The organism is Mycobacterium sp. 236(2023) (genome assembly GCF_029623955.1).
GTDB lineage: Bacteria > Actinomycetota > Actinomycetes > Mycobacteriales > Mycobacteriaceae > Mycobacterium.
This window is the reverse complement of sequence record NZ_JARSBP010000002.1, coordinates 858,428-879,738: the sequence shown is the minus strand read 5'-3', so window position 1 is coordinate 879,738 and position 21,311 is coordinate 858,428. Positions and strand designations below refer to the sequence as shown.

Sequence of the window (21,311 nt, the reverse complement as noted above, 5' to 3'; positions counted from 1 at the left end):
TCCTACAGGAGCGCTATTCGGGGTCGCCCGTCAACGCGGCGACGTGATCATCCACATAGGTCGACAATTCCCGAGGCGGCCGCTGATAGTCACCGCTGAGCACCGGACGCTTGGGCAGCTTCACCTTCGGGGCGTCGACGTCGTAGTAGTCGATGGTCGACAGCAGGTGCGAGATCATGTTCAACCGCGCGTGCTTCTTGATATCGGATTCGACGACATACCAGGGGCTCAACGGAGTATCGGTGTGGACCATCATCTGGTCCTTGGCCCGCGAATAGTCTTCCCACCGGTACACCGACTCCAGATCCATCGGCGACAGCTTCCACCGCCGCACCGGATCGTTGAGCCTCGACTTGAAGCGGCGCAGCTGCTCGTCGTCGGACACCGAGAACCAGTACTTGCGCAGGATCACGCCGTCCTCGATCAGCATCTGCTCGAAAATCGGTGTCTGGCGCAGGAACAACGCATGTTCGGCCGGGGTGCAGAACCCCATCACCTTCTCCACGCCGGCCCGGTTGTACCAGGACCGGTCGAACAGCACGATCTCACCCTTGGCCGGCAGATGCTCGATGTAACGCTGGAAATACCACTGCCCACGTTCGCGGTCCGAGGGTGCGGGAAGTGCTGCGATCCGGGCGACGCGCGCACTCAGATATTCGGTGATCCGCTTGATGGTGCCGCCCTTACCGGCGGCATCGCGGCCCTCGAAGACGATGACGACACGTGCCCCGGTGACCCGCACCCACTCCTGAAGCTTCACCAATTCCGTTTGGAGGCGGAACAATTCGGCTTCGTAGACGTCGTTGGACAGCTTGTTCTTGGACTTCTTCGCCACCTAGTTCGCCTTGCCGGCGTCGCTGTTGGGGTCCTTCTCGATCGAGATGATGAAGTCGTCGCCGTGCTGGGTGACGCCCGAGATCACCGCTGTGTTGACGACCTCGGCGGCGTACTCGCGTCGCACCACCTTCGGGTCGTGCCGCAGGTCCTTCACCAAAGAGACTGCGAGCCCGACCATCACGAGAAGGAACGGCAGCGCTGCGATGATCGTGATGGTCTGCAGCCCGGTCAGCGCGTCCTCACCGCCGACGAGGAGCATCACCGCGGCCACCGCGCCGGTGGCGACACCCCAGAACACCACGGTGCTCCGGCTGGGGTGGATGGTGCCCTTCTGCGACAGCGAGCCCATCACGATCGACGCGGCGTCGGCGCCCGAGACGAAGAAGATCGCGACGAGCACCATCACGACGACGCTGGCGATGGTCGCGATCGGATACTGATCGAGCAGGGTGAACAGCTGCGCCTCCACACCACCTTCGCCGGCGAGGTCGGTTCCGTTCTGCTGCACGTTGATTGCGGCTCCGCCGAAGATGGCGAACCAGATCAGCGACACGACGCTTGGGACCAACAGCACGCCGCCGACGAACTGCCGGATGGTGCGGCCCCGCGAGATGCGGGCGATGAACATGCCGACGAACGGCGTCCACGACACCCACCACGCCCAGTAGAAGATCGTCCAGGACTGCAGCCAGGCATTGACGTCGGCGCCTTCGGCTCCGGTGCGCGCCGACATCATGTTCAGGTCGGCGAAGTAGCTGCCCAGTGATGTCGGCAGCAGGTTGAGGATGAAGACCGTCGGCCCGACGACGAAGACGAACAGCGCGAGCGCCAGCGCCAGCACCATGTTGATGTTCGACAACCACTGGATGCCGCGAGCGATGCCCGACACCGCCGACAACACGAAGCACACGGTCAGCACCGAGATGATGACGACGAGGATCGCATTGCCGGTCTCGCCGATGCCGGCGACGATCTGCAGGCCACTGCGGATCTGCAGCGCGCCGAGCCCGAGCGAGGCAGCCGACCCGAACAGCGTGGCGAAGATCGCCAGCATGTCGATGACCTTGCCCCACGCCCCGTTCGCCCGAGACCCGAGCAGCGGCTCGAACGCGGCGCTGATCAGTTGCAGACGGCCCTTGCGGTACACGCCGTAGGCGATCGCCAGGCCGACGACGGCGTAGATGGCCCACGGGTGCAGGGTCCAGTGGAACAGCGTGGTGGCCATCGCGTTCTGGACCGCCTCGGGGTTGCCCTCGGCGCCGGTGCCCGGCGGCGGTGTGGCGAAATGCGAGAGCGGTTCGGCGACACCGAAGAACATCAGGCCGATGCCCATGCCTGCGCTGAACATCATCGCGACCCAGGACACGCCGTTGAACTCCGGCTCCTCGTCGTCGCGGCCGAGCGGAATGGTGCCGTAACGGCCCAGCGCGAGATACAGCACGAACACCACGAAACCGGTGCTGGTGAGCGCGAACAGCCAACCGGTGTTGTCCATCACCCAGGTCAGCGCGGTGCTGGAGGCGTTCGCGAGCGACTCGGTGCTCAGGAAGCCCCACACCAGGAACGCGCAGGCGATGGCCGCGGTGACACCGAACACCACCCAGTCGATGCCACGCGATCTGGTGATTTCTTCTTCGACGACGGGAACGTCGAGCACTGGATGGGTGGCAGGTTCGACGGCGTCACTCGCGGGGACTGCGGTGACTTCGTCCTCAGATGTCGACATTCACATCATTCGACCCCTGCGGCGTGCCCTCGTCAAATCCCAAAGGGCTACGAAGAGGTCACTTTGCGGCTTCCACCAGTTCATCGAGGGCTTCGCGCAGCAGGCTGGGCAGCACTTCGACGTCGCTCATCGCGTCGCGGTCGGCGTTGATCCCGAAATAGAGCATGCCGTTGTAGGAGGTGACGCCGATGGCGAGCGTCTGGTTGTGCAGCAGTGGCGGCACCGCGTAGGTCTCCAGCAGTTTGGTGCCCGCGATGTACATCTGGCTCTGCGCGCCCGGCACATTCGTGACGAGCAGGTTGAACTGACGTGCCGAGAAGCTCGTGGCGACACGAATTCCCATGGCGTGCAACGTCGGTGGCGCGAAGCCCGACAGCGTGACGATGGTGCGGGCGTCAACGAGACTGGCCGCGGTGGGGTGCGATTCGGTGGCGTGCGAGATCTGCGACAGGCGCACGACGGCGTTGGCCTCGCCCACCGGAAGATCGACCAGGAACGGCGCCACTTCACTGATGGCCTGGCCGGGGCTCGACGAATCGATCTCGGCGTCGGGATAGACCGACATCGGCGCCATCGCCCGCACGGTCGTCGTCGCGGTGACGGGTTCGCCCCGGGACAGCAACCAGTTACGCAGCGCCCCGGCCACCATCGCCAGCACGACGTCGTTGACGTCGCAGTCGTAGCGGGCACGCACGATCCGGAACTCTTCGAGACTGCCCGACGCGACCGAGAACCGCCGGTTCCGCGACACGGTGGTGTTCAGCGGGCTGCTCGGCGCGGTGCCCCGGGCGACGGTCCGCGCGACGTCGGCGATGCGGCGGCCGAGGTCGACGATTTGGGCTGTGCTGGAAACAGTTTCGGTGATCGCGTTGCGCACGGCGGCGGCTTGCGCGGTCGGCCGCATGACCCACTCACCGAGCGCGCCGATCAGCAGCTGACGGTCGCTGGGTTCGCGACCGGGGATCCAGATGTCCTCCCCGAATTCGGGCGGCTTCTGGGTGCGGTCGGCGATGACGTGACCGATCTCCAGCGCCGTCATGCCGTTGACGAGCGCCTGGTGCGTCTTCGTGTAGATCGCGACGCGGTTCTTGGCCAGACCTTCGACGAGGGTCATCTCCCACAGGGGGCGTGACTTGTCGAGGGGCCGGGAGCCCAGGCGCGCGACGAGATCGTGCAGTTGCGCGTCGGTGCCCGGGGACGGCAGTGCCGAACGCCGGACGTGATAGGTGATGTCGAAGTCGCCGTCGTCCACCCACACGGGACGGGCAAGCCCGAGCGTGACCTCGCGGACCTTCTGCCGGTACCGCGGGATCTGCGGCAGGCGCCGCTCGACGGTCGCCAGCAGCGTCTCGTAGCTCAGCCCGTTGCGCGGTTTCCGCAGGATCTGCAGGGACCCGACGTACATCGGCGTCGAAGAGTTCTCCAGCCGGAAGAAGGACGAGTCGGCCGCCGACAATCTGTTCACCATGTGCGGCGCAACCCCCCTCGATCTTTCGTCAAAGAGTCAGACCCTGACACGTTATCCGTTGTTTCTGAGCTCCCGCAGAACGGGTGCTCTCCGGTGTCTGACATGCGTGCGATCATTGAGCGGTCTGCGACTCTCCAGCAGCGGCCCGTCAAACGCTGGAGATCAACCATGTCCTCTTCCCCCGTTCCGTCGGATGTGCCGTCGGCCGTGTTGCCCCCTGCGGCCTGGACGACCTCGCCGATCATCGATTACGAACCGGCCCCTCATCCGTTCACTCCGCGGCCGTGCCCGACGCCGTCCGGTGCTGCGCTGCACCGGCCGTCACCGCACACGCTGCGCGCCCCACGGCCGGCCGTCCAGGAGATTCCGCCGCCGCAGTCTGCGGTCGTGTTCGCCGAGTCTGCGCTGCGCAGGGTCATCGAGGTGATCGATCGGCGCAGGCCGATCTCGCAGTTGCGTCCGCTGATGACCCCGTTCCTCATCGACTGCGTCATCGCCCGGTCGTGCGCTCCACGCACCGGCAGCGCGGCGCTGCGCCGGGTGCGCGTCCGCTCGGTCCACGCTGTCGATGTGGCAGACGAGGTGACCGCCGCGGAGGTGTTCGCGTCCTTCACCCGAAGCGGCCGCGTCCATGCGGTCGCCGGGCGCATCGAACGCTACCGGGACAGCTGGCGGCTCGTCGCGCTGCAGATCGGGTGATCAACCACGCTTGGAGTGCCGGCCCGCCTTCTGCTGCTGGCGGGCGGCCTCGCGCCTCTCCTTGCGGGTGGTCCCGGTGGTCGGTGCGGCACCGCTGCGCTTGACCTCCACGCCCCCGTCTTCCGACGGACCGGAGTAGGTCAGGCGCTGCTGCTGGTCGTCGATGCCCTTCGCGCGCACGCCTGCAGCGGCGGGCCGTTCCTTGGTGGCCACGGCACCGGCCTGCTGCGCGGCGGCCGCCGCGAACTCGGCCAGCCCGGAGGGCGTCGCCTGCGCCGCCACCGCGGGGGCGGGCGCACGCTCGACCTGCACGTTGAACAGGAAGCCGACCGACTCCTCTTTCATGCCGTCGAGCATGCCGATGAACATGTCGTAGCCCTCGCGCGCGTACTCGACCTCGGGACGCTGCTGCGCCAGCCCGCGCAGGCCGATGCCCTCGCGCAGGTAATCCATCTCGTAGAGATGCTCGCGCCACTTGCGGTCGAGCACATTGAGAAGGACGTTGCGCTCCAGCTGCCGCATCGCGCCTTCGCCGGCGATCTCCTCGAGCTCGGCCTCACGCGCGGCGTACGCGCGCTTGGCGTCGGAGACCAGCGCGTCGAGAAGCTCGTCATGGGTCAGCTCGCCGGGCTCTCCGACGGCGTCGGAGTCGATCAGATCGTGGTGATCGATACTCACCGGGTAGAGCTGCTTGAGCCCTTCCCACAGCTTCTCCAGGTCCCAGTCCTCCGAGTAGCCCTCGGCAGTGGCGCCGTCCACGTACGCGGTGACGACGTCGACGAGCATCTTCTCGGCCTGCTCGGCCAGGTTCTCCCCTTCGAGGATGCGGCGGCGCTCGGCATAGATGACCTTGCGCTGCTGGTTCATCACCTCGTCGTACTTGAGAACTTCCTTGCGGATGTCGAAGTTCTGCTGCTCGACCTGGGTCTGCGCGCTCTTGATGGCGCGGGAGACCATCTTGGCCTCGATCGGCACGTCGTCGGGCAGGTTCAGGCGGGTCAGCAGCGTCTCCAGCGTCGCTCCGTTGAAGCGGCGCATCAGCTCGTCGGCCAGCGACAGATAGAAGCGGGACTCGCCCGGGTCGCCCTGACGACCGGAGCGACCGCGCAGCTGGTTGTCGATGCGGCGCGACTCGTGCCGTTCGGTGCCGAGCACATACAGACCACCCGCGGCGATCACGTCCTTGGCCTCGGCGGCAACCTGCTCCTTGATGTGGGGCAGATCTTCGTGCCAGGCCTGCTCGTACTCGTCGGCGGTCTCGATCGGGTCGAGCCCGCGCTGACGGAGACGACGGTCCAGCAGGTAGTCGACGTTGCCGCCGAGCACGACGTCGGTGCCGCGGCCGGCCATGTTGGTGGCGACGGTGATCGCGCCGAGCCGGCCGGCCTCGGCGATGATGCCGGCCTCCTGCTCGTGGTACTTCGCGTTGAGCACGTTGTGCGGGATGCGGCGCTTCTCGAACTGGCGGCTCAAGAACTCGGAGCGCTCGACGCTCGTCGTACCGATGAGGACCGGCTGGCCTTTCTCGTAGCGCTCGGCGACGTCGTCGACGACCGCGATGAACTTGGCTTCCTCGGTCTTGTAGATCAGGTCGGACTGGTCGGAGCGGATCATCGGCCGGTTCGTCGGAATCGGCACGACGCCCAACTTGTAGATCTCGTGCAGCTCGGCGGCCTCGGTCTCGGCGGTACCGGTCATGCCGGCGAGCTTGTCGTAGAGACGGAAGTAGTTCTGCAGCGTGATCGTGGCGACCGTCTGGTTCTCGGCCTTGATCTCGACCTGCTCCTTGGCCTCGATGGCCTGGTGCAGGCCCTCGTTGTAGCGGCGTCCGATCAGCACGCGGCCGGTGAAGTCGTCGACGATGAGGACCTCACCGTTGCGGACGATGTAGTGCTTGTCGCGCTCGAAGAGCTCCTTGGCCTTGATCGAGTTGTTCAGGTAGCTGATCAGCGGCGAGTTGGCGGCCTCGTAGAGGTTCTCGATACCGAGCTGGTCTTCGACGAACTCGACGCCGATCTCGTTGATGCCGACGACGCGCTTCTTGATGTCGACCTCGTAGTGCACGTCTTTCTCCATCAGCGGAGCAAGCCGGGCGAACTCGGTGTACCAGTTGGATCCGCCGTCGGCGGGGCCGGAGATGATCAGCGGGGTACGGGCTTCGTCGATGAGAATCGAGTCGACCTCGTCGACGATGGCGAAGTTGTGGCCGCGCTGCACGCAGTCTTCGAGGCGCAGAGCCATGTTGTCGCGCAGGTAGTCGAAGCCGAACTCGTTGTTGGTGCCGTACGTGATGTCGGCGGCGTACGCGGCGCGACGCTGCTCCGGCGTCAGCTGCGACAGGATGACGCCGACGTCCAGGCCGAGGAAGCGGTGGACGCGGCCCATCTGCTCGGCGTCGCGCTTGGCGAGGTAGTCGTTGACGGTGACGATGTGCATGCCCTTGCCGGACAGCGCGTTGAGGTAGGCGGGCAGCACGGCGGTCAGGGTCTTGCCCTCACCGGTTTTCATCTCCGCGACGTTGCCGAAGTGCAGCGCGGCGCCGCCCATGACCTGGACGTCGAAGTGACGCTGATTGAGCACCCGCCAGGCCGCTTCGCGAGCGACGGCGAACGCCTCGGGCATCAGATCGTCGAGGTCCTCTTTACCGACCTCCAGACGACCGCGGAACTCGTCGGTCTTGGCGCGCAGTTCGGCGTCGGAGAGCTTCTCCATGTCGTCGGACAGGGTGTTGACGTAGTCAGCCACCCCCTTGAGGCGCTTGACCATGCGGCCTTCGCCGATTCGGAGCAACTTCCCAAGCACGGTAAACCTTTTTCCCTCGTCTGTTCCTGTCGGATTCGGCATCACGACAGACGGAGCCCATCGTAGGCGACGTACCGAAATCGCTGGTTACATGCCGCGTCTACAACGCAAAATCCCCCGGGATGCCCCCGGGGGATGTCGCGTGCTCAGGCCGTCTCAGGCGAGTTTGATCAGCCCGTAGTCGTAGGCGTGTCGCCGGTAGACCACACACGGCCGGTCGCTCTCCTTGTCGTGGAACAGGAAGAAGTCGTGGCCCACGAGCTCCATCTCGTAGAGGGCGTCGTCGACGGTCATCGGGACGGCGCTGTGCTCCTTGGTGCGCACGATGCGGCCCGGCTCGTGGTCGTCGGTGGGCGCCTCTGCCGGGGCAGCGTCGGCGGCCACCCGGGCGAACGCGGCGTCGAGCCGGTCGAGGGCCGTCGCTTCGTGCAACGACACCGGTGTCTTGTCTCCGTAGTGGATCTTGCGGCGGTCCTTGCTCTTGCGGAGCCTGGCTTCGAGTTTGCTCACCGCGGATTCGAAGGCGGCGTAGAAACTGTCGGCGCACGCCTCACCGCGGACGACGGGCCCGCGGCCCTTCGCGGTGATCTCGACGTGCTGACAGTTCTTGCGTTGACGGCGGTTCTTCTCGTGGTCGAGTTCGACGTCGAAGAGGTAGATGGTGCGGTCGAATCGTTCCAGACGTGACAGCTTTTCGGCGACGTAGACGCGGAAATGATCGGGGACTTCGACGTTGCGGCCCTTGACCACAACTTCGGCGTTCGGGAGGTCGGTTGACTCGTTCGTGCTCTCCGGGTCAATCACCATCGTGCTGTCGGACCTGACGGAATGACTTGACATACTTGGCAACTCGATTCTCTCGCGTTCGCACGCTGTCGCGTGCCGGCCGGGAAGACATCGCGCCGACGAGGCATATGTGATCGCGCCGCTCGCCGGAGCAAGGTGTCGACTGATCACCTCCTACCGCTGACGCGATATCGGCGCCCTCATCCTGAGCGCCGCCGTGATTTGTTCACGGACGATTGGTGCCGACGGTAGTCGTTGTTCACCTGCCATGCCATAAATTCAGCCGACCTGTTTTCAGTTCTTCATGCGCGATTGATCTCGGGGTAATCGTCTTCAGGCGATCAGGCGTTCGCCAACGTCAGCACAGCGACGACGTCAGCCCCCGCGGTTTGCAGGACGCGGACGGACTCGGTGGCGGTGGCGCCGGTGGTCACGACGTCGTCGACGAGGACGACCTGGCCGGTAACGGGCCGGGCGAGGCGCACGCGACCTGCGACGTTGCGCTGGCGATTGGCGCTGGAGAGGCCGACGGAGTCCCGGGTGAACGCTTTGTAGCGCAGGACGGGCGCGACTTCCATCTGCGGTTGGGCGGCCAGTCGGGCGATGCGGGTGACGGGGTCGCCGCCGCGGCGGCGGGCTGCCGACCGCCTTGTCGGAGCAGGCACAAGCGCGAGCGGTGTGGCCAGGACGCCCCAGTCGAGCAGGTTGTCGATCGCGTGGTGGAGGGCTTCGGCGAGGGGGTGCTGCAGGTCGGAGCGGCCGTGCTCTTTGAGGGCGATGATCGCCTGGCGGCGCGGGCCGGCGTAGCGCCCGAGCGACAGGACGGGCACGCCGGGATCGAGCCGGGGCGTCACCAGGTGGGGTTCGTCTTTCTTCACGAGTAGGTCTTTGGCGCAGTCGGAGCACCAGGCGGTCGCGGCGGCGTCGCACCCGCCGCACTGCAGAGGAAGAACGAGATCAAGCACGGGTTCCTCAGCTCGCACGCCGAACGTGCGTCCAGGGCGGCAAAACGGCCGGATCCTCGCCCAGAGCGCACAGTCGCTGACGCCACACCGCCGCGAGCGTCGCGATGATCCCTCCCTCGGTGTCACTGGCGGTCACTCGAATGTCCGTCCAACCGAGCTGGGTCACCGCGTCATGCCGCCGGATGCCTTTGTTGAAGGCCTCCCGTGTCTGGCGGTGATGGTCACCCTCGTAATCGAGGGCGATCATCATGGCGTCCCAACCCATATCGAGCTCGGCGACCAAGCCACCGTGGTCGTCGTACACCGGGATCTGGGTCTGCGGTGGCGGGAAGCCATGGCTGATGACTGACAGCCGCAGATAGGTCTCCTGAGGCGACTCCGCGCCGGGGTCGACGAGATTCAGGGTTCTGCGGGCCTGCCGGATCCCGCGCCGGCCTTTGTGCCGATCGGCGAGCAATTCGACGTCGGCGATCTTCATCCGGGTCGCGCGGGCGAGCGCGTCGATCGCGGCGACCGCCGGCTTCGTCGGATAGCGGCAGGCAATGTCGAGGGCGGTCCGTTCCGGCGTCGTGACGCGGATCCCGCGCAGCGTCTGCACCTCGTCGTCAGCCACCCAATCGGACCACACATGCATGCCGCGGGGCGCTCTTCGGTTGTCCCACAACACTTCAGCAGGCGGGCCTGCGCTGACCCACCGGGATCTGTGAAGCGCCGCAGCCGAACGGCCGGCGACGATACCGTCGCGTCTCGTCCACAACCACGCGGCTTCGGCTTTCGAGACGGCAGTCGGCTCGGTTCCCGCAGACAGGTAGACGTCGGGATAGATCGCGACGAACCGCGTCCTCAACGCATGCCGTGACAGCCTGCCTTCGCGGAGCGCTTCGCTGCCGATGAACGGTTCCCCCATGGCAGGAGTGTGCCGAGAGCCACCGACACGACAGGCAGTCGCGCGTCGAACGTGCGCTCACGGCGCGGAAAAGCGCGAATGGCCGCCCTCACCGCACGCTCGGCGAGCGCGACTCCCTACTCCGCGACGATCGAACCTCCCTGCACGCTGATCGCCACCGGCTCCAACGGCTTCTTCGCCGGGCCGTTGACCACCGCGCCGTCGAGACTGAACTTGCTGCCGTGGCACGGGCAGTTGATCGTCCCGTCGGCAACCTCGTTGAGCAGGCAGCCGGTGTGCGTGCACACCGCCGAGAAGCCTTTGAAGTCGCCGGCGGCCGGTTGCGTCAGCACCACCTCGCCGACGATGACGCCCGACCCGACGGGGACGTCGGTCGTCGACGCCAACGCCTCCCCCGCCGGCGCCGCCGACGAACCAGAGTCCGATGAAGACTCCGAACCACGCGAACACGCCGCGACCGCAGCCGCCGCCAAGCCGACCCCCGCTCCGGCGAGCACCGTCTTCCTGGGAACCATCACCATGCCGAACACCTCTCCGTCGAGCCTCTGCCGGAGGGCTGTTCCGGCAGCACATTCAGTGTCAGCCCGGGAGTACCGGCACGGCGCCGGAAGCCATCAGCGGACGCACCTCGACCCATCCCGGGTCTTCTGCTGCCGAGCCGGACAGTTGCAGCACGCCCCGTCCGTCGGAGACGTACACCGCCGACGGGTTGGCGGCGACCGTCTCGACGGGCATGAGCAGGTTCCGGCTGGGTCCGTCGGAGTTGACCCCGTCGAGGTTGACGTACGACACGGGACTCTGCGCCTCCGTTCGCGTGACGACGATGTCGTCGCCGGTGCGCCACGACAGCGACACGGCGGTGTCACCGAGCCCGTAGCCGAGTCGGCGCGGATATGTCAGGGCGAAGCCGCCGTTGGGCGTCTGCTCGACGCCCGCGAGGATGACCTTGCCGTCGATCACCATTGCCGCTCGCGTCCCGTCGCGGGACAGCTGCAATTCGGCGATGCCACCCGGATAGCGCGTCAACACCGCGGTGGCATCGACGGGGATGCGCGCAGGCGCACCGGACGCGTCCTGGATGACACGCACCACGGTGTTGCCGTCGATGACGACCCACACCGCATCGTCGAGTGACCAGCTGGGCCGGCTCAGACTGCGGGCGTCCAAAGCTTGAGAAGCGTTGCCCCCCAACGGCCCAACCCAGAGCGATGCCGCCATGTCCGGGGCGCCGGGCCGCAGGATGACGATGGATGCGACGTCCTGACCCGATCGCGACAACGCCGCCGCGATCTGCCCGGGCATCTGCCCGAACGGGCCGGCAACCTTCGGCGCGCGCTGGCCATCCAGCCGCACCAGCGAGCCTCCGACCAAGGCGTGCAGGCCTGCGGCGGCGCCGTCGAGCGCGCCGGGGTCCGTCGCGGCCACGTCACCGGTGTCCCAGCCTTCGGCGAACCGGTCGTCGAGGGACGTACCGTCGGCGTTGATGACGTAGGGTCCGTTGATTCCCGACCGTGACAGCGTCCAAATGAGCTGCGCGGCAAGCAGTTGCCTGCTGTGCGGGTCGGTTGTCGAGAGGTTCTCCAGATCGATACGGGCGCCGCCGTAGCCCCGGCCGATCCCGGTCTTGCCGCCGTCGGCGCGCGTCACCGGGCCGCGCAGGCGCAGCGGCGGTCCCAGCAGGTTGCGCACCGTCCTGTCCATCTCCGGACGGGGCCCCGCGATCAGCTTGCTCACCAGCTCGGTGGCCAACTGGTCGGGTTCGGAGACCGCGACGTAGCGCGGGTCGGGCACCACCGTCTTGCCGGTCGGATCCGCGAAGTACAGCGTGTGCCGTTTGTAGGTGGCCTGAAACTGCTGCCAGTCCAGGAAGACTCCGTTGGGCAGGCTGTCGATGCGCCAGCCGCCGGTCGTCTTGATCAGCTCGATAGGTCCAGGGTCGGGCAGTGCGCCGGCACCTGTCTCGAAAACGCCCATGTCCGACAGTGATCCGAGGATGTCGGCGCGCATCGTCACCGTGACCCGTTCGGGTGTACGGGTTTCGACGAACACCACGTTGTCGATCAGCAGCGCACTACCGGCGTCGTCCCACGAACTCGATGCGGACTCGGTCAGGAACTGGCGCGCCGCGAGGTGCCGGTTCGCGGGATCGGCGGTGGCTTTGAGGAATTCGCGCAGCAGCACGTCGGGGTCCATGCCGGGGGTCGGCTTGGGCAGGCTCGGCGGGGCGGGCCGGTCGACGGTGCCGATCGCTTGGGGCGAGGAAGAATTCGGGACGCCGGCGCAGCCGGCGAGGACAAGCGCGAGCACGGCAAGCAATGCCGCGAGGCTGCGCGTCACACGCTTTCCCCTGCCGGCTCGCGAACACGGCGACTTGCGGGCGCCCCCGATACCTCGATCGGCTTGACCGGCAGCGGACTGCTGGTGACCTTGTGCCCGCGGACCAACGGAAGGGTCAGTCGGAAGCATGCGCCCTTGCCCGGTTCGCCCCACGCCTCGAGCCGACCCTGGTGCAGCCGGGCGTCTTCGATGCTGATCGCCAGGCCCAAACCTGTTCCGCCGGAACGTCGTACCCGAGACGGATCGGCGCGCCAGAATCGGCTGAACACGAGCTTCTCCTCGCCGGGGCGCAGGCCGACGCCGTAGTCGCGGACGGTGACGGCGACGGTGTCGACGTCGGCGGCCATCCGGATCCGGACGGGCTTGTGTTCGGCATGGTCGATGGCGTTGGCGATGAGGTTGCGCAGGATCCGTTCGACACGGCGCGGGTCGACCTCGGCGATGACATCTTCGGCGGGCACGTCGACGACCATGTCGACGCTGGCGGCATCGGCGAGGTGGCCGACATTGTCGAGGGCCTTCTGGACGATCGAGCGCAGATCAACTGCCTCGACCGCCAATTCGGCGACACCGGCGTCGTGGCGCGAGATTTCCAGCAGGTCGTTGAGCAGTGATTCGAACCGGTCGAGCTCGTTGACCATCAGCTCGGTCGAGCGCCGCAATGCGGGGTCGAGGTCCTCGGCGTGGTCGTGGATCAGGTCGGCGGCCATCCGCACGGTCGTCAGCGGGGTGCGCAGTTCGTGGCTGACGTCGGAGGTGAAACGGCGCTGAAGGTTTCCGAACTCTTCGAGCTGGGTGATCTGGCGCTGCAGGCTTTCGGCCATGTCGTTGAACGACACCGCCAGCCGGGCCATGTCGTCCTCACCACGGACGGGCATGCGCTCAGACAGATGCCCCTCGGCGAAGCGTTCGGCGATCCGAGACGCCGACCGCACGGGCAGCACGATCTGCCGCGCGACGAGCAGCGAGATCGCGGCCAGCAGGCCGAGCAGCACGATGCCCGCGGTGGCCATCGTGCCGCGCACCAAAGCGATCGTGGAGTCCTCGTTGTTCAGCGGAAAGATCAGGTACAGCTCAAGATTGGTGACGGGTGACGACGTCGGGCTGCCGATGATCAGCGCGGGCCCGGAGAAGCCGTCGGTGTGCACGGTCGCGTACTGGTAGCTGACCTGCCCGGCTTTGACGAAGTCGCGCAACGTGTTCGGGACCTGATCGATCGGTCCGGCGGCGGTCGCCGCGCGGGGGCCGTCCCCGGGGACCACGAGCACCGCGTCGAACGCGCCCGCGAGCACCGGTCCGGTGTCGGCTTTGCGGTCGATCAGAGTGTTGCGGGCCAGCTGCAGGCTGCTGTCCAGCGAGCGGGTTTCCTCACCGCCGACGATGCCGCTGACCGTGGTGCGTGCCCGTTCGATCTCCTCGGTCGCGGCACCCACCTTGACTTCGAGGATGCGGTCGGTGATCTGGCTCGTCAGCACGAAGCCCAGCACCAGGATGACGGCGAGCGAGAGGCCCAGCGTCAACGTCACGACACGCAGCTGCAGCGACCGTCGCCACGCGAGGCTCAGCGCACGACCAAGCGCACCCAGTCCGCGGACCAGCGGAGCTGATCGCCTGTGGATGCGCCGTCGTGAACCAAAGATCATCGTCGAGGGCCTATGGAGGTCCGGCCTTGTATCCCACTCCTCGAACGGTCAGCACCACCTGCGGGTTCTCCGGGTCCTTCTCTACCTTGGCCCGCAGACGCTGGACATGCACGTTCACCAAACGGGTGTCGGCGGGATGGCGGTAGCCCCACACCTGTTCGAGCAGCACATCACGAGTAAACACCTGGCGCGGTTTGCGTGCCAGCGCCACCAGCAGGTCGAACTCCAGCGGGGTCAGCGAGATCTGCTCGCCCTGCCGGGTGACCTTGTGGGCCGGGACGTCGATGTCGACGTCGGCGATGGAGAGCAGCTCAGCCGGTTCGTCCTCGTTGCGCCGCAGCCGGGCGCGCACGCGGGCGACCAGTTCCTTGGGCTTGAACGGCTTCATGACGTAGTCGTCGGCGCCGGACTCGAGGCCGAGGACCACGTCGACGGTGTCGGTCTTGGCGGTCAGCATGACGATCGGCACGCCGGAGTCGGCGCGCAGCACCCGGCACACGTCGATGCCGTTCATGCCGGGCAGCATGAGGTCCAACAGCACCAGGTCGGGCCGCAACTCGCGGACGGCGGTCAGCGCCTGGGTGCCGTCACCGATGACCGCGGTGTCGAAACCCTCCCCCCGCAGAACGATGGTGAGCATCTCGGCGAGCGAAGGGTCGTCGTCGACTACCAGGATCCTTTGCCTCATGGTGTCCATGGTGTCACCAGATGGCGATAAAACCCTGCTACCACACTGGGCGTTTTGCGTCTTTACCGGGATTCGTCGGGAATTAGCCCGATCACGTCGCGCTGCTCGGTGATGGACTGCATGACCTCGTAGCCGATCTGGCGGACGCTGGCGACGACCGGGTTCGCGCACAGCGGCTTGTCGCAGTCGCCCACCACCCAGCCGAGCGAGGCGCTGGATTCCAGCGCGTAATGCGCGGCTTCGGATTCGGGGTCGTGCGATTGACCGAGCGCGAGGACGAGTTGCTTGCGGGAGTACAGATGACCGTCGGTGTCGGTGACGACCGGGTTGGTCCACCAGTGCTCGAACGGGATGCGCGTCCCGCTGGAGATCCGGTCACCGCTGCGCGTGCGGATCGGCACGGGCGGATACATGGCCAGCTTGGGTACGAACTCGCCGGCGCCGTGGTGACGGCTGCGGATCCGCATCAACGTCAACGCCGCCGTCGAGCAGGTTGTCTTCGGGTTGGGCACACCGGCGGTGTCGACCCACGTCAGTTCGTCGTGCAGGCCGAGCTGATCGATGAGTCCAACTGAGGCGTCGCAGCGGTGCAGCAACCTGCCCAGGTGGCCGGCCAACGACTTCACCTCGGTGTGGTGGCCCTGGTCGAAGTGCTGGCTCGCGGCCTTGATGGACGACACTAGATCGTCGAGCTTCTGCAGCGGCGTGGCCTGTGTACGAGTAGAAACGAGCATCGCATCCCCCTCCGAAGCGACCCGTCGCCGAAGCGACCTTCCCCTGAGGCGGAGCTTAACTGCCGACGTGTCAATTCGCTCGGCTACGAACTTTTCAGCCGGCCCGCCAATTCGGCGGGGTCGACATCCTTGGGGACGACGGCCCAGGGGCCACCCCAGTGGGCGGCCGCCAGCTCGGCGTAGACCGCGTTGGTGCGCTGCTGCAGCCCGTCGTCACGCTCGTAGGCGTCGCGGGCCCGGTCGGCTTCCTTCGCGGCTCGGTCGACGGCTCGTTGCGCGGCGAGTTCTGTCGGAACATCCAGCAGCAGCTGCCAATCCGGGACGGGCAGCTGCAGTCGCCCGTACTCGAGGTCGCGCACCCAGGCGACGACCTCACCGTCGGCGTGCTGGTGTAGACGCGCCGCGCTGTAGGCCGCATTGGAGGCGACGTAGCGGTCGAGGATCACGACGGAGTGCGCGGAGGTCAACTGTGCGATGTCGTCGCGGGCGCCGGCGCGGTCCATCGCGAACAGCACCGCCATGGCGTAGACCGACTCGGCGAGGTCGCCGTGGTTGCCATGCAGCGCCTCTGCCGCGACGTCGGCATGCACCGACTGTCCGTAGCGCGGGAAGGCCAGGGTGGCGACGGAGCGACCGTCGGCCTCGAATGCGGCGCGCAGTCCGTTGGTCAGCGTCCGCTTCCCCGCGCCGTCCACACCTTCGATGACGATGAGCACCCGGCGAGCGTAATCCAGGTCGTCCTTAAGGACCGCAAGCAAACATTGACCGCGGCGGGTTCCGCGCTCATAGTTTGAAAAACACGGGGAGGTTCGAGGATGGGCAAAGGGGCGAATATCGCGGCGGCGGCCGGGGTCGGCGCGGCGGTGTTCATCGGCTTGGGATGCGGGGTGGCGTCAGCGTCCGAGACGGGTGACGCCGGCGGGACCGATTCGTCGGAGCAGCGCGACGCTGGCCCGGCCGCTACCACCAAGCGGAGCCGGGACGCCGCGGTCACCGAGTCCGAGGGGAACGTCGAAGACAAGCAAACCGACATCACCGCCGACGAGGAGGAGACCGACGACGAACCCGATGACCATGACACCGTGGTTGTCGACGTCGACGACGAGCCCGATGACACGGAACCGGACGCGGAACCCGACGACGTACCGGTCGACGACGTGCCCGAACCGCTGGCCGCCGCGACCATGTTGACCTCCACCGCCGCGTCGCGGCACGAGCTCGACGGAGAGCCCGCGGCCACGGCCGCCGTCGCCCAGAACGAGGTGGTCTACACCGACAAGCCCACCTTCTTCGATCAGGTCGTCGTCACGAGCCTCTACGTCATGCGCGGGATCTCGAGCTTCATCGGCGTCGACGTCTACGGTCTCATCGGCAAGGTGCTGGAGAACGACGACCCGCCCTGGTTCGTGAAGGGCGGCCTCGACGTCCGCCGCACGGAGTTCGAGGCGTCCGAAGACAGCACGTGGGATGTCTGGGAGTTCCACCCGCCCAACCCGACCGGCAAGACGGTCGTCGCCGTGCACGGCGGCGGGTTCATCGTCGAACCGCTCGTCACCCACTGGCTGGCGTACGCGAACATGGCGCGCGACACCGGCGCGACGGTGATCGTCCCGATGTATCCGCTCGCGAAGACCGAGGCCGGCACGGCCGTCAAGGTCGTTCCGGCGATGGCGCAGTTCCTCTCCGACCAGATCGACGCCTACGGCGCGGAGAACGTCAGCATCTACTCCGACTCGGCCGGCCCCACCCTGGCGTTGGCGGCGGTGCGTGAGCTCATTCGCGATGGGAAGCCGGTGCCGGCCAGCATGGTGCTGCTGTCGTTCGCACCCGACCTGTCGCTGTCGAACCCCGACATCTACGAGATCAACGATCCGATCATCGATGTGCGCAACCTCGACTTCTACACGCGCGAAAACCACTGGAGCGATGGCCTCGATCCGAAGGACCCGCTGCTGAGCCCGTTGTTCTTCGAAGACGAGGTGCTGGCCGCGCTGCCGCCGACGACGATCTATGTCGGCGAATTGGAGTACCTGCTGCCCGACACGCTGCTGTTGCAGGAGAAGTGGTCGGCGGCAGGCGGCACGGTGTCGACGGTCGTCGGCAGGGGCCAGTTCCACGACTGGGCGCTCGGCGGGCTGTCGTTCAACTCGGCGGGCCCGAAGGTGCGTCAGGACATCTACCGCCAGCTCGGCCTCAATGATGTTGCGCCAGGGCCGAAGACGATCACGACCGGTCCGCCCTCCTACAGTGACCGGCTGGTCGCCGACATTCTGCGGACCCTGAGGTGGCTCAACGAGGAGACCGGCATCAAAATCCTCAGTGGGGTCGTCTCGGCGTCGACGTTCACGACTCCCCCGCCGCAGCTGATGCGCGGACTCGACGTGACCGCACGGGAATTCAACGGCTGGACGGTGTGGCAGATCGCGTCGCCGGCCCCGACGGACGAGGTCGTTGTTGCCCTGCACGGCGGCGGCTTCGTCGACGAAGCCAACACCTTGCACTGGTCCGACTATGCGCAGACGGTCCGGGACACGGGCGCCACCGTTCTGGTGCCGATCTACCCGCTGGCGCCGCCGAAGGGCACGGGCACGGTGACGACGCTGGTGCCGCCGATGGCCGACTTCCTGTCGATGTTGATCGACGAGCACGGCGTCGACAATGTGAGCCTGTACGGGGACTCGTCCGGCGGCTCGTACGCGGTCCTGGTTGTGCAGGAGTTGTTGCGGCGCTGCCGATCTGACATCGCGTGCGTGGTGTCGGAATCACAGCCGTCGCGCATGGTGCTCGTCTCCCCCGCGCTGCATATCACGCTGCGCGGACCGCAGGTCGATGCGATCGATGACCCCATCCTGCCCAGGGACAAGCCCGGCGAGGGGCCACGCTACAACGGCGACCTCGACCTGGATGATCCTCTGGTGAACCCGATTTCGAGCGACGACTTGACGGGCCTGCCGCCGACGGCGATCTACATCGGCACCCAGGAGAAGCTGTATCCCGGCGCGATCGCGTTCCGCGACAAGGTGCTGTCGCAGGATCCGGCGGCGGACCTCACGGTGATCATCGGCGACGGGCAGCTGCACGGCTGGGCGCTCGGCGGCATCGTCGTGAACTCCCAAGCTCAGCTGTGGCGACCCAACGTGTATCGGCAGCTGGGCCTGCTGGCGTGATCAGTCGTCGATTGCGCTGATCACCAACAGGTTTCGTGCGGGATCCAGATAGCCGGTCGCCATCCACCCCGTGGTGCTCAGCGCACCGTCCAACTCCTCGCCCGTCAGGAATGGGCCGCCCGCGACTGCGGGACGCAGTTCGTCGGCGACCTCGGGAGCCTTGCCCTGCGCGGCGATCTTCAATGCTTCGAGCGCCTTCGTGGTCTGCGGTGCCAGCGTGACGACGGCGTCGATCCAGTACGTCGTCGGACCCGGCGCACCGCCGGTCGCGGAGTCCCACGTCACCCAACTGACCGTCAACGGTTCACCGATCGCAGGGAACCGTTCCGTCAAAGGTGCGGTGTCGGTGCGTATTTCACGATCGGCCACCGGGGCATCCGGCGCGCACGCCACCAGCAGCCCGCACAGCAACAGCGCCGCGGGGCGGGTCATCAGCCGGCGACGCTGGACTGCAGGACGACGGTGTTGACCGGCGGATCCAGGAAAGCCCTTGTGCTGCGGCGCGGGCCGCCGAAAAAGATGTTGAGCTCGACGCCGGTCAGAAACGGTCCGGGTGGCAGGTCGGGTTCGAGGACCTTCTGCACGGCGGGGCGATGGCCGAGGTCCTCGGCGCTGTACTTGTCGACGAGTCCGGTCATTGTCTCGGGCGTCACCTCGACGACCGCGTCGATCCACTGCAGGCTCAACTTGGTCGTCTGGTCGTCGGAGTTGTCCCAGGCGATCCACGACGCCGACACCGGAGTTCCCAACGCGGGGAACGTTTTTGCGAGTTCGGCGGTGTCGTGGCTGATCTGCAGCGCCGGCCCTGTGACGTTGGGCTCTGCCCCGTCGACCTCGTCGGACGCCGGCTGGCCCTGACACGCGGTCAGGGCCAGCACGAGTCCGAAAAGTACTGCTGTTGAGCGTTTTACCACGTCAGTAGCGGTAGTGCTCCGGCTTGTACGGGCCCTCGACGTCGACGCCGATGTACTCGGCCTGGTCCTTCGAGAGCCTGGTCAGCGTGCCACCGAGCGCCTCGACGTGGATCTTGGCGACCTTCTCGTCGAGGTGCTTGGCGAGGCGGTAGACCTCGTTGTCGTACTCGTCGTTCTTGGTCCACAGCTCGATCTGCGCGATGACCTGGTTGGAGAAGCTGTTGCTCATCACGAACGACGGGTGGCCGGTCGCGTTGCCCAGGTTCAGCAGACGTCCCTCGGACAGCACGATGATCGACTTGCCCGAGTCGCCGAAGGTCCATTCGTCCACCTGCGGCTTGATGTTGATGCGGGTGGCACCGGAACGCTCCAGGGCGGCCATGTCGATCTCGTTGTCGAAGTGGCCGATGTTGCCCAGGATGGCGTGATCCTTCATCGACTTCATGTGGTCGAGGGTGATGATGTCCTTGTTGCCGGTCGACGTGATGACGATGTCGGCGTCGCCGATCGCCTGCTCGACGGTCACGACGTCATACCCGTCCATCAGCGCCTGCAGCGCGTTGATCGGGTCGATCTCGGTGACCTGCACGCGTCCACCCTGACCGGCCAGCGACTCGGCGCAACCCTTGCCCACGTCGCCGTAACCGGCGATGAGCACCTTCTTGCCACCGATGAGCGCATCGGTGCCGCGGTTGATGCCGTCGATCAGCGAGTGACGGGTGCCGTACTTGTTGTCGAACTTGCTCTTGGTGACGGAGTCGTTGACGTTGATCGCGGGGAACGACAGCTCACCGGCGGCGGCGAACTGGTACAGGCGCAGGACACCGGTGGTGGTCTCCTCGGTGACACCCTTGACCGACGCGGCGATCTTGGACCACTTCGTCTTGTCCTTCTCGAAGCCGGCCTTCACCAGCGCCAGGAAGACCTTCCACTCGGCCGAGTCGTCGTCCTCGGCGGGCGGGACGACGCCGGCCTTCTCGTACTGCGCGCCGCGCAGCACGAGCATGGTGGCGTCGCCGCCGTCGTCGAGGATCATGTTGGCCGGCTCGCCCTCCCAGGTGAGCATCTGCTCGGCAGCCCACCAGTACTCCTCGAGCGTCTCGCCCTTCCACGCGAACACCGGGGTGCCCTTGGGCTCCTCCGGGGTTCCGTTCGGGCCGACGACGACAGCCGCGGCGGCATGGTCCTGCGTGGAGAAGATGTTGCAGGACGCCCAGCGGACCTCGGCGCCCAGGCTGGTCAGCGTTTCGATCAGCACCGCGGTCTGCACGGTCATGTGCAGCGAGCCGGAGATCCGCGCGCCCTTGAGCGGCTGGACGTCGGCGTATTCACGGCGAAGCGCCATCAGGCCGGGCATCTCGTGCTCGGCGAGGCGGATCTCCTTGCGGCCGAACTCGGCCTCGTTCAGGTCCCGGACCTTGTAATCGATGCCGTTGCGGACATCGGCGGTCAGAGCAGTCATAAATAGAGCCCCTTTTGTTCTCAACCAGCTTTGTGGTTCGTCAGTTGCGTGTGAACGGATGTGCAGCGACAACATCCGAGCAGACGCCTACCAGCCTGCGGGCTCGCGGGACAGGCGCTGTGCGCTCTGCCGGCCAGGGGCGTCCTCTACACCGTAGCGCCTCGGGGATCGCCTTT

Annotated in this window: 18 protein-coding genes; 2 read left to right on the top strand and 16 right to left on the bottom strand. The window is 66.7% G+C overall.

What is annotated here, in order from left to right:
• Positions 1-13: 13 nt before the first annotated feature.
• From ppk2 to P9A17_RS06780, 3 genes are read right to left on the bottom strand one after another with little or no spacing between them, the layout of a single operon-like run.
• Entirely contained in the window at positions 14-835 is an 822-nt protein-coding gene (gene ppk2 / locus P9A17_RS06790; RefSeq protein WP_278037805.1) for a polyphosphate kinase 2, read from the bottom strand.
• Positions 836-2,563, bottom strand: coding sequence for a BCCT family transporter (locus P9A17_RS06785; RefSeq protein WP_278037804.1), 1,728 nt, complete (start codon positions 2,561-2,563; stop codon positions 836-838).
• A gap of 58 nt (positions 2,564-2,621) precedes the next feature.
• Positions 2,622-4,031, bottom strand: coding sequence for a wax ester/triacylglycerol synthase family O-acyltransferase (locus P9A17_RS06780; protein WP_278037803.1), 1,410 nt, complete (start codon positions 4,029-4,031; stop codon positions 2,622-2,624).
• A gap of 168 nt (positions 4,032-4,199) precedes the next feature.
• On the opposite strand from P9A17_RS06780, the gene P9A17_RS06775 reads away from it, so the two are divergent.
• Positions 4,200-4,730, top strand: a complete 531-nt coding sequence (locus P9A17_RS06775; protein ID WP_278037802.1) for an Rv3235 family protein — start codon at positions 4,200-4,202, stop codon at positions 4,728-4,730.
• Here P9A17_RS06775 and secA read toward each other — a convergent pair whose 3' ends face one another.
• The 10 genes from secA to P9A17_RS06725 form a co-directional block, all read right to left on the bottom strand.
• On the bottom strand, positions 4,731-7,532 hold the full coding sequence (secA, locus tag P9A17_RS06770) for a preprotein translocase subunit SecA (protein WP_278037801.1): 2,802 nt from the start codon (positions 7,530-7,532) through the stop codon (positions 4,731-4,733).
• Between the two features lie 156 nt (positions 7,533-7,688).
• Positions 7,689-8,372 (bottom strand): ribosome-associated translation inhibitor RaiA, encoded by a 684-nt coding sequence (gene raiA, locus P9A17_RS06765; protein WP_278037800.1) that lies wholly within the window; start codon positions 8,370-8,372, stop codon positions 7,689-7,691.
• Positions 8,373-8,659: 287 nt separating this feature from the next.
• Positions 8,660-9,283 (bottom strand): ComF family protein, encoded by a 624-nt coding sequence (locus tag P9A17_RS06760; RefSeq protein ID WP_278037799.1) that lies wholly within the window; start codon positions 9,281-9,283, stop codon positions 8,660-8,662.
• A 7-nt stretch (positions 9,284-9,290) separates the two neighbouring features.
• Positions 9,291-10,190, bottom strand: coding sequence for a hypothetical protein (locus tag P9A17_RS06755; RefSeq protein ID WP_278037798.1), 900 nt, complete (start codon positions 10,188-10,190; stop codon positions 9,291-9,293).
• A 116-nt stretch (positions 10,191-10,306) separates the two neighbouring features.
• Positions 10,307-10,711 carry a Rieske (2Fe-2S) protein gene (locus tag P9A17_RS06750; protein ID WP_278037797.1) on the bottom strand — a complete coding sequence of 135 codons (405 nt, stop codon included), beginning with the start codon at positions 10,709-10,711 and terminating at the stop codon, positions 10,307-10,309.
• A 58-nt stretch (positions 10,712-10,769) separates the two neighbouring features.
• The gene (gene lpqB / locus P9A17_RS06745) at positions 10,770-12,506 is read right to left on the bottom strand and encodes an MtrAB system accessory lipoprotein LpqB (protein ID WP_278038632.1); all 1,737 of its coding nucleotides are present in this window, start codon (positions 12,504-12,506) and stop codon (positions 10,770-10,772) included.
• 17 nt (positions 12,507-12,523) lie between these two features.
• Positions 12,524-14,170 (bottom strand): MtrAB system histidine kinase MtrB, encoded by a 1,647-nt coding sequence (gene mtrB / locus P9A17_RS06740; RefSeq protein WP_278037796.1) that lies wholly within the window; start codon positions 14,168-14,170, stop codon positions 12,524-12,526.
• A 10-nt stretch (positions 14,171-14,180) separates the two neighbouring features.
• Entirely contained in the window at positions 14,181-14,867 is a 687-nt protein-coding gene (mtrA, locus tag P9A17_RS06735; protein ID WP_024448556.1) for a two-component system response regulator MtrA, read from the bottom strand.
• Positions 14,868-14,920: 53 nt separating this feature from the next.
• A complete protein-coding gene (locus P9A17_RS06730; protein ID WP_278037795.1) occupies positions 14,921-15,592 on the bottom strand; it encodes a hypothetical protein in 672 nt (223 codons plus the stop codon).
• A gap of 83 nt (positions 15,593-15,675) precedes the next feature.
• On the bottom strand, positions 15,676-16,308 hold the full coding sequence (locus P9A17_RS06725) for a dTMP kinase (protein WP_278037794.1): 633 nt from the start codon (positions 16,306-16,308) through the stop codon (positions 15,676-15,678).
• 99 nt (positions 16,309-16,407) lie between these two features.
• Here P9A17_RS06725 and P9A17_RS06720 point away from each other — a divergent pair, with 99 nt between their 5' ends.
• Positions 16,408-18,759 (top strand): alpha/beta hydrolase fold domain-containing protein, encoded by a 2,352-nt coding sequence (locus P9A17_RS06720; RefSeq protein WP_278037793.1) that lies wholly within the window; start codon positions 16,408-16,410, stop codon positions 18,757-18,759.
• On the opposite strand, the gene P9A17_RS06715 is transcribed toward P9A17_RS06720, so the two are convergent.
• From P9A17_RS06715 to ahcY, 3 genes are read right to left on the bottom strand one after another with little or no spacing between them, the layout of a single operon-like run.
• Positions 18,760-19,191 (bottom strand): hypothetical protein, encoded by a 432-nt coding sequence (locus tag P9A17_RS06715; RefSeq protein ID WP_278037792.1) that lies wholly within the window; start codon positions 19,189-19,191, stop codon positions 18,760-18,762.
• Positions 19,191-19,637, bottom strand: a complete 447-nt coding sequence (locus P9A17_RS06710; protein WP_278037791.1) for a hypothetical protein — start codon at positions 19,635-19,637, stop codon at positions 19,191-19,193. Before P9A17_RS06710 ends, P9A17_RS06715 begins: the two co-directional genes overlap by 1 nt.
• Before the next feature lie 37 nt (positions 19,638-19,674).
• On the bottom strand, positions 19,675-21,135 hold the full coding sequence (gene ahcY / locus P9A17_RS06705) for an adenosylhomocysteinase (protein ID WP_278037790.1): 1,461 nt from the start codon (positions 21,133-21,135) through the stop codon (positions 19,675-19,677).
• Positions 21,136-21,311 lie beyond the last annotated feature (176 nt).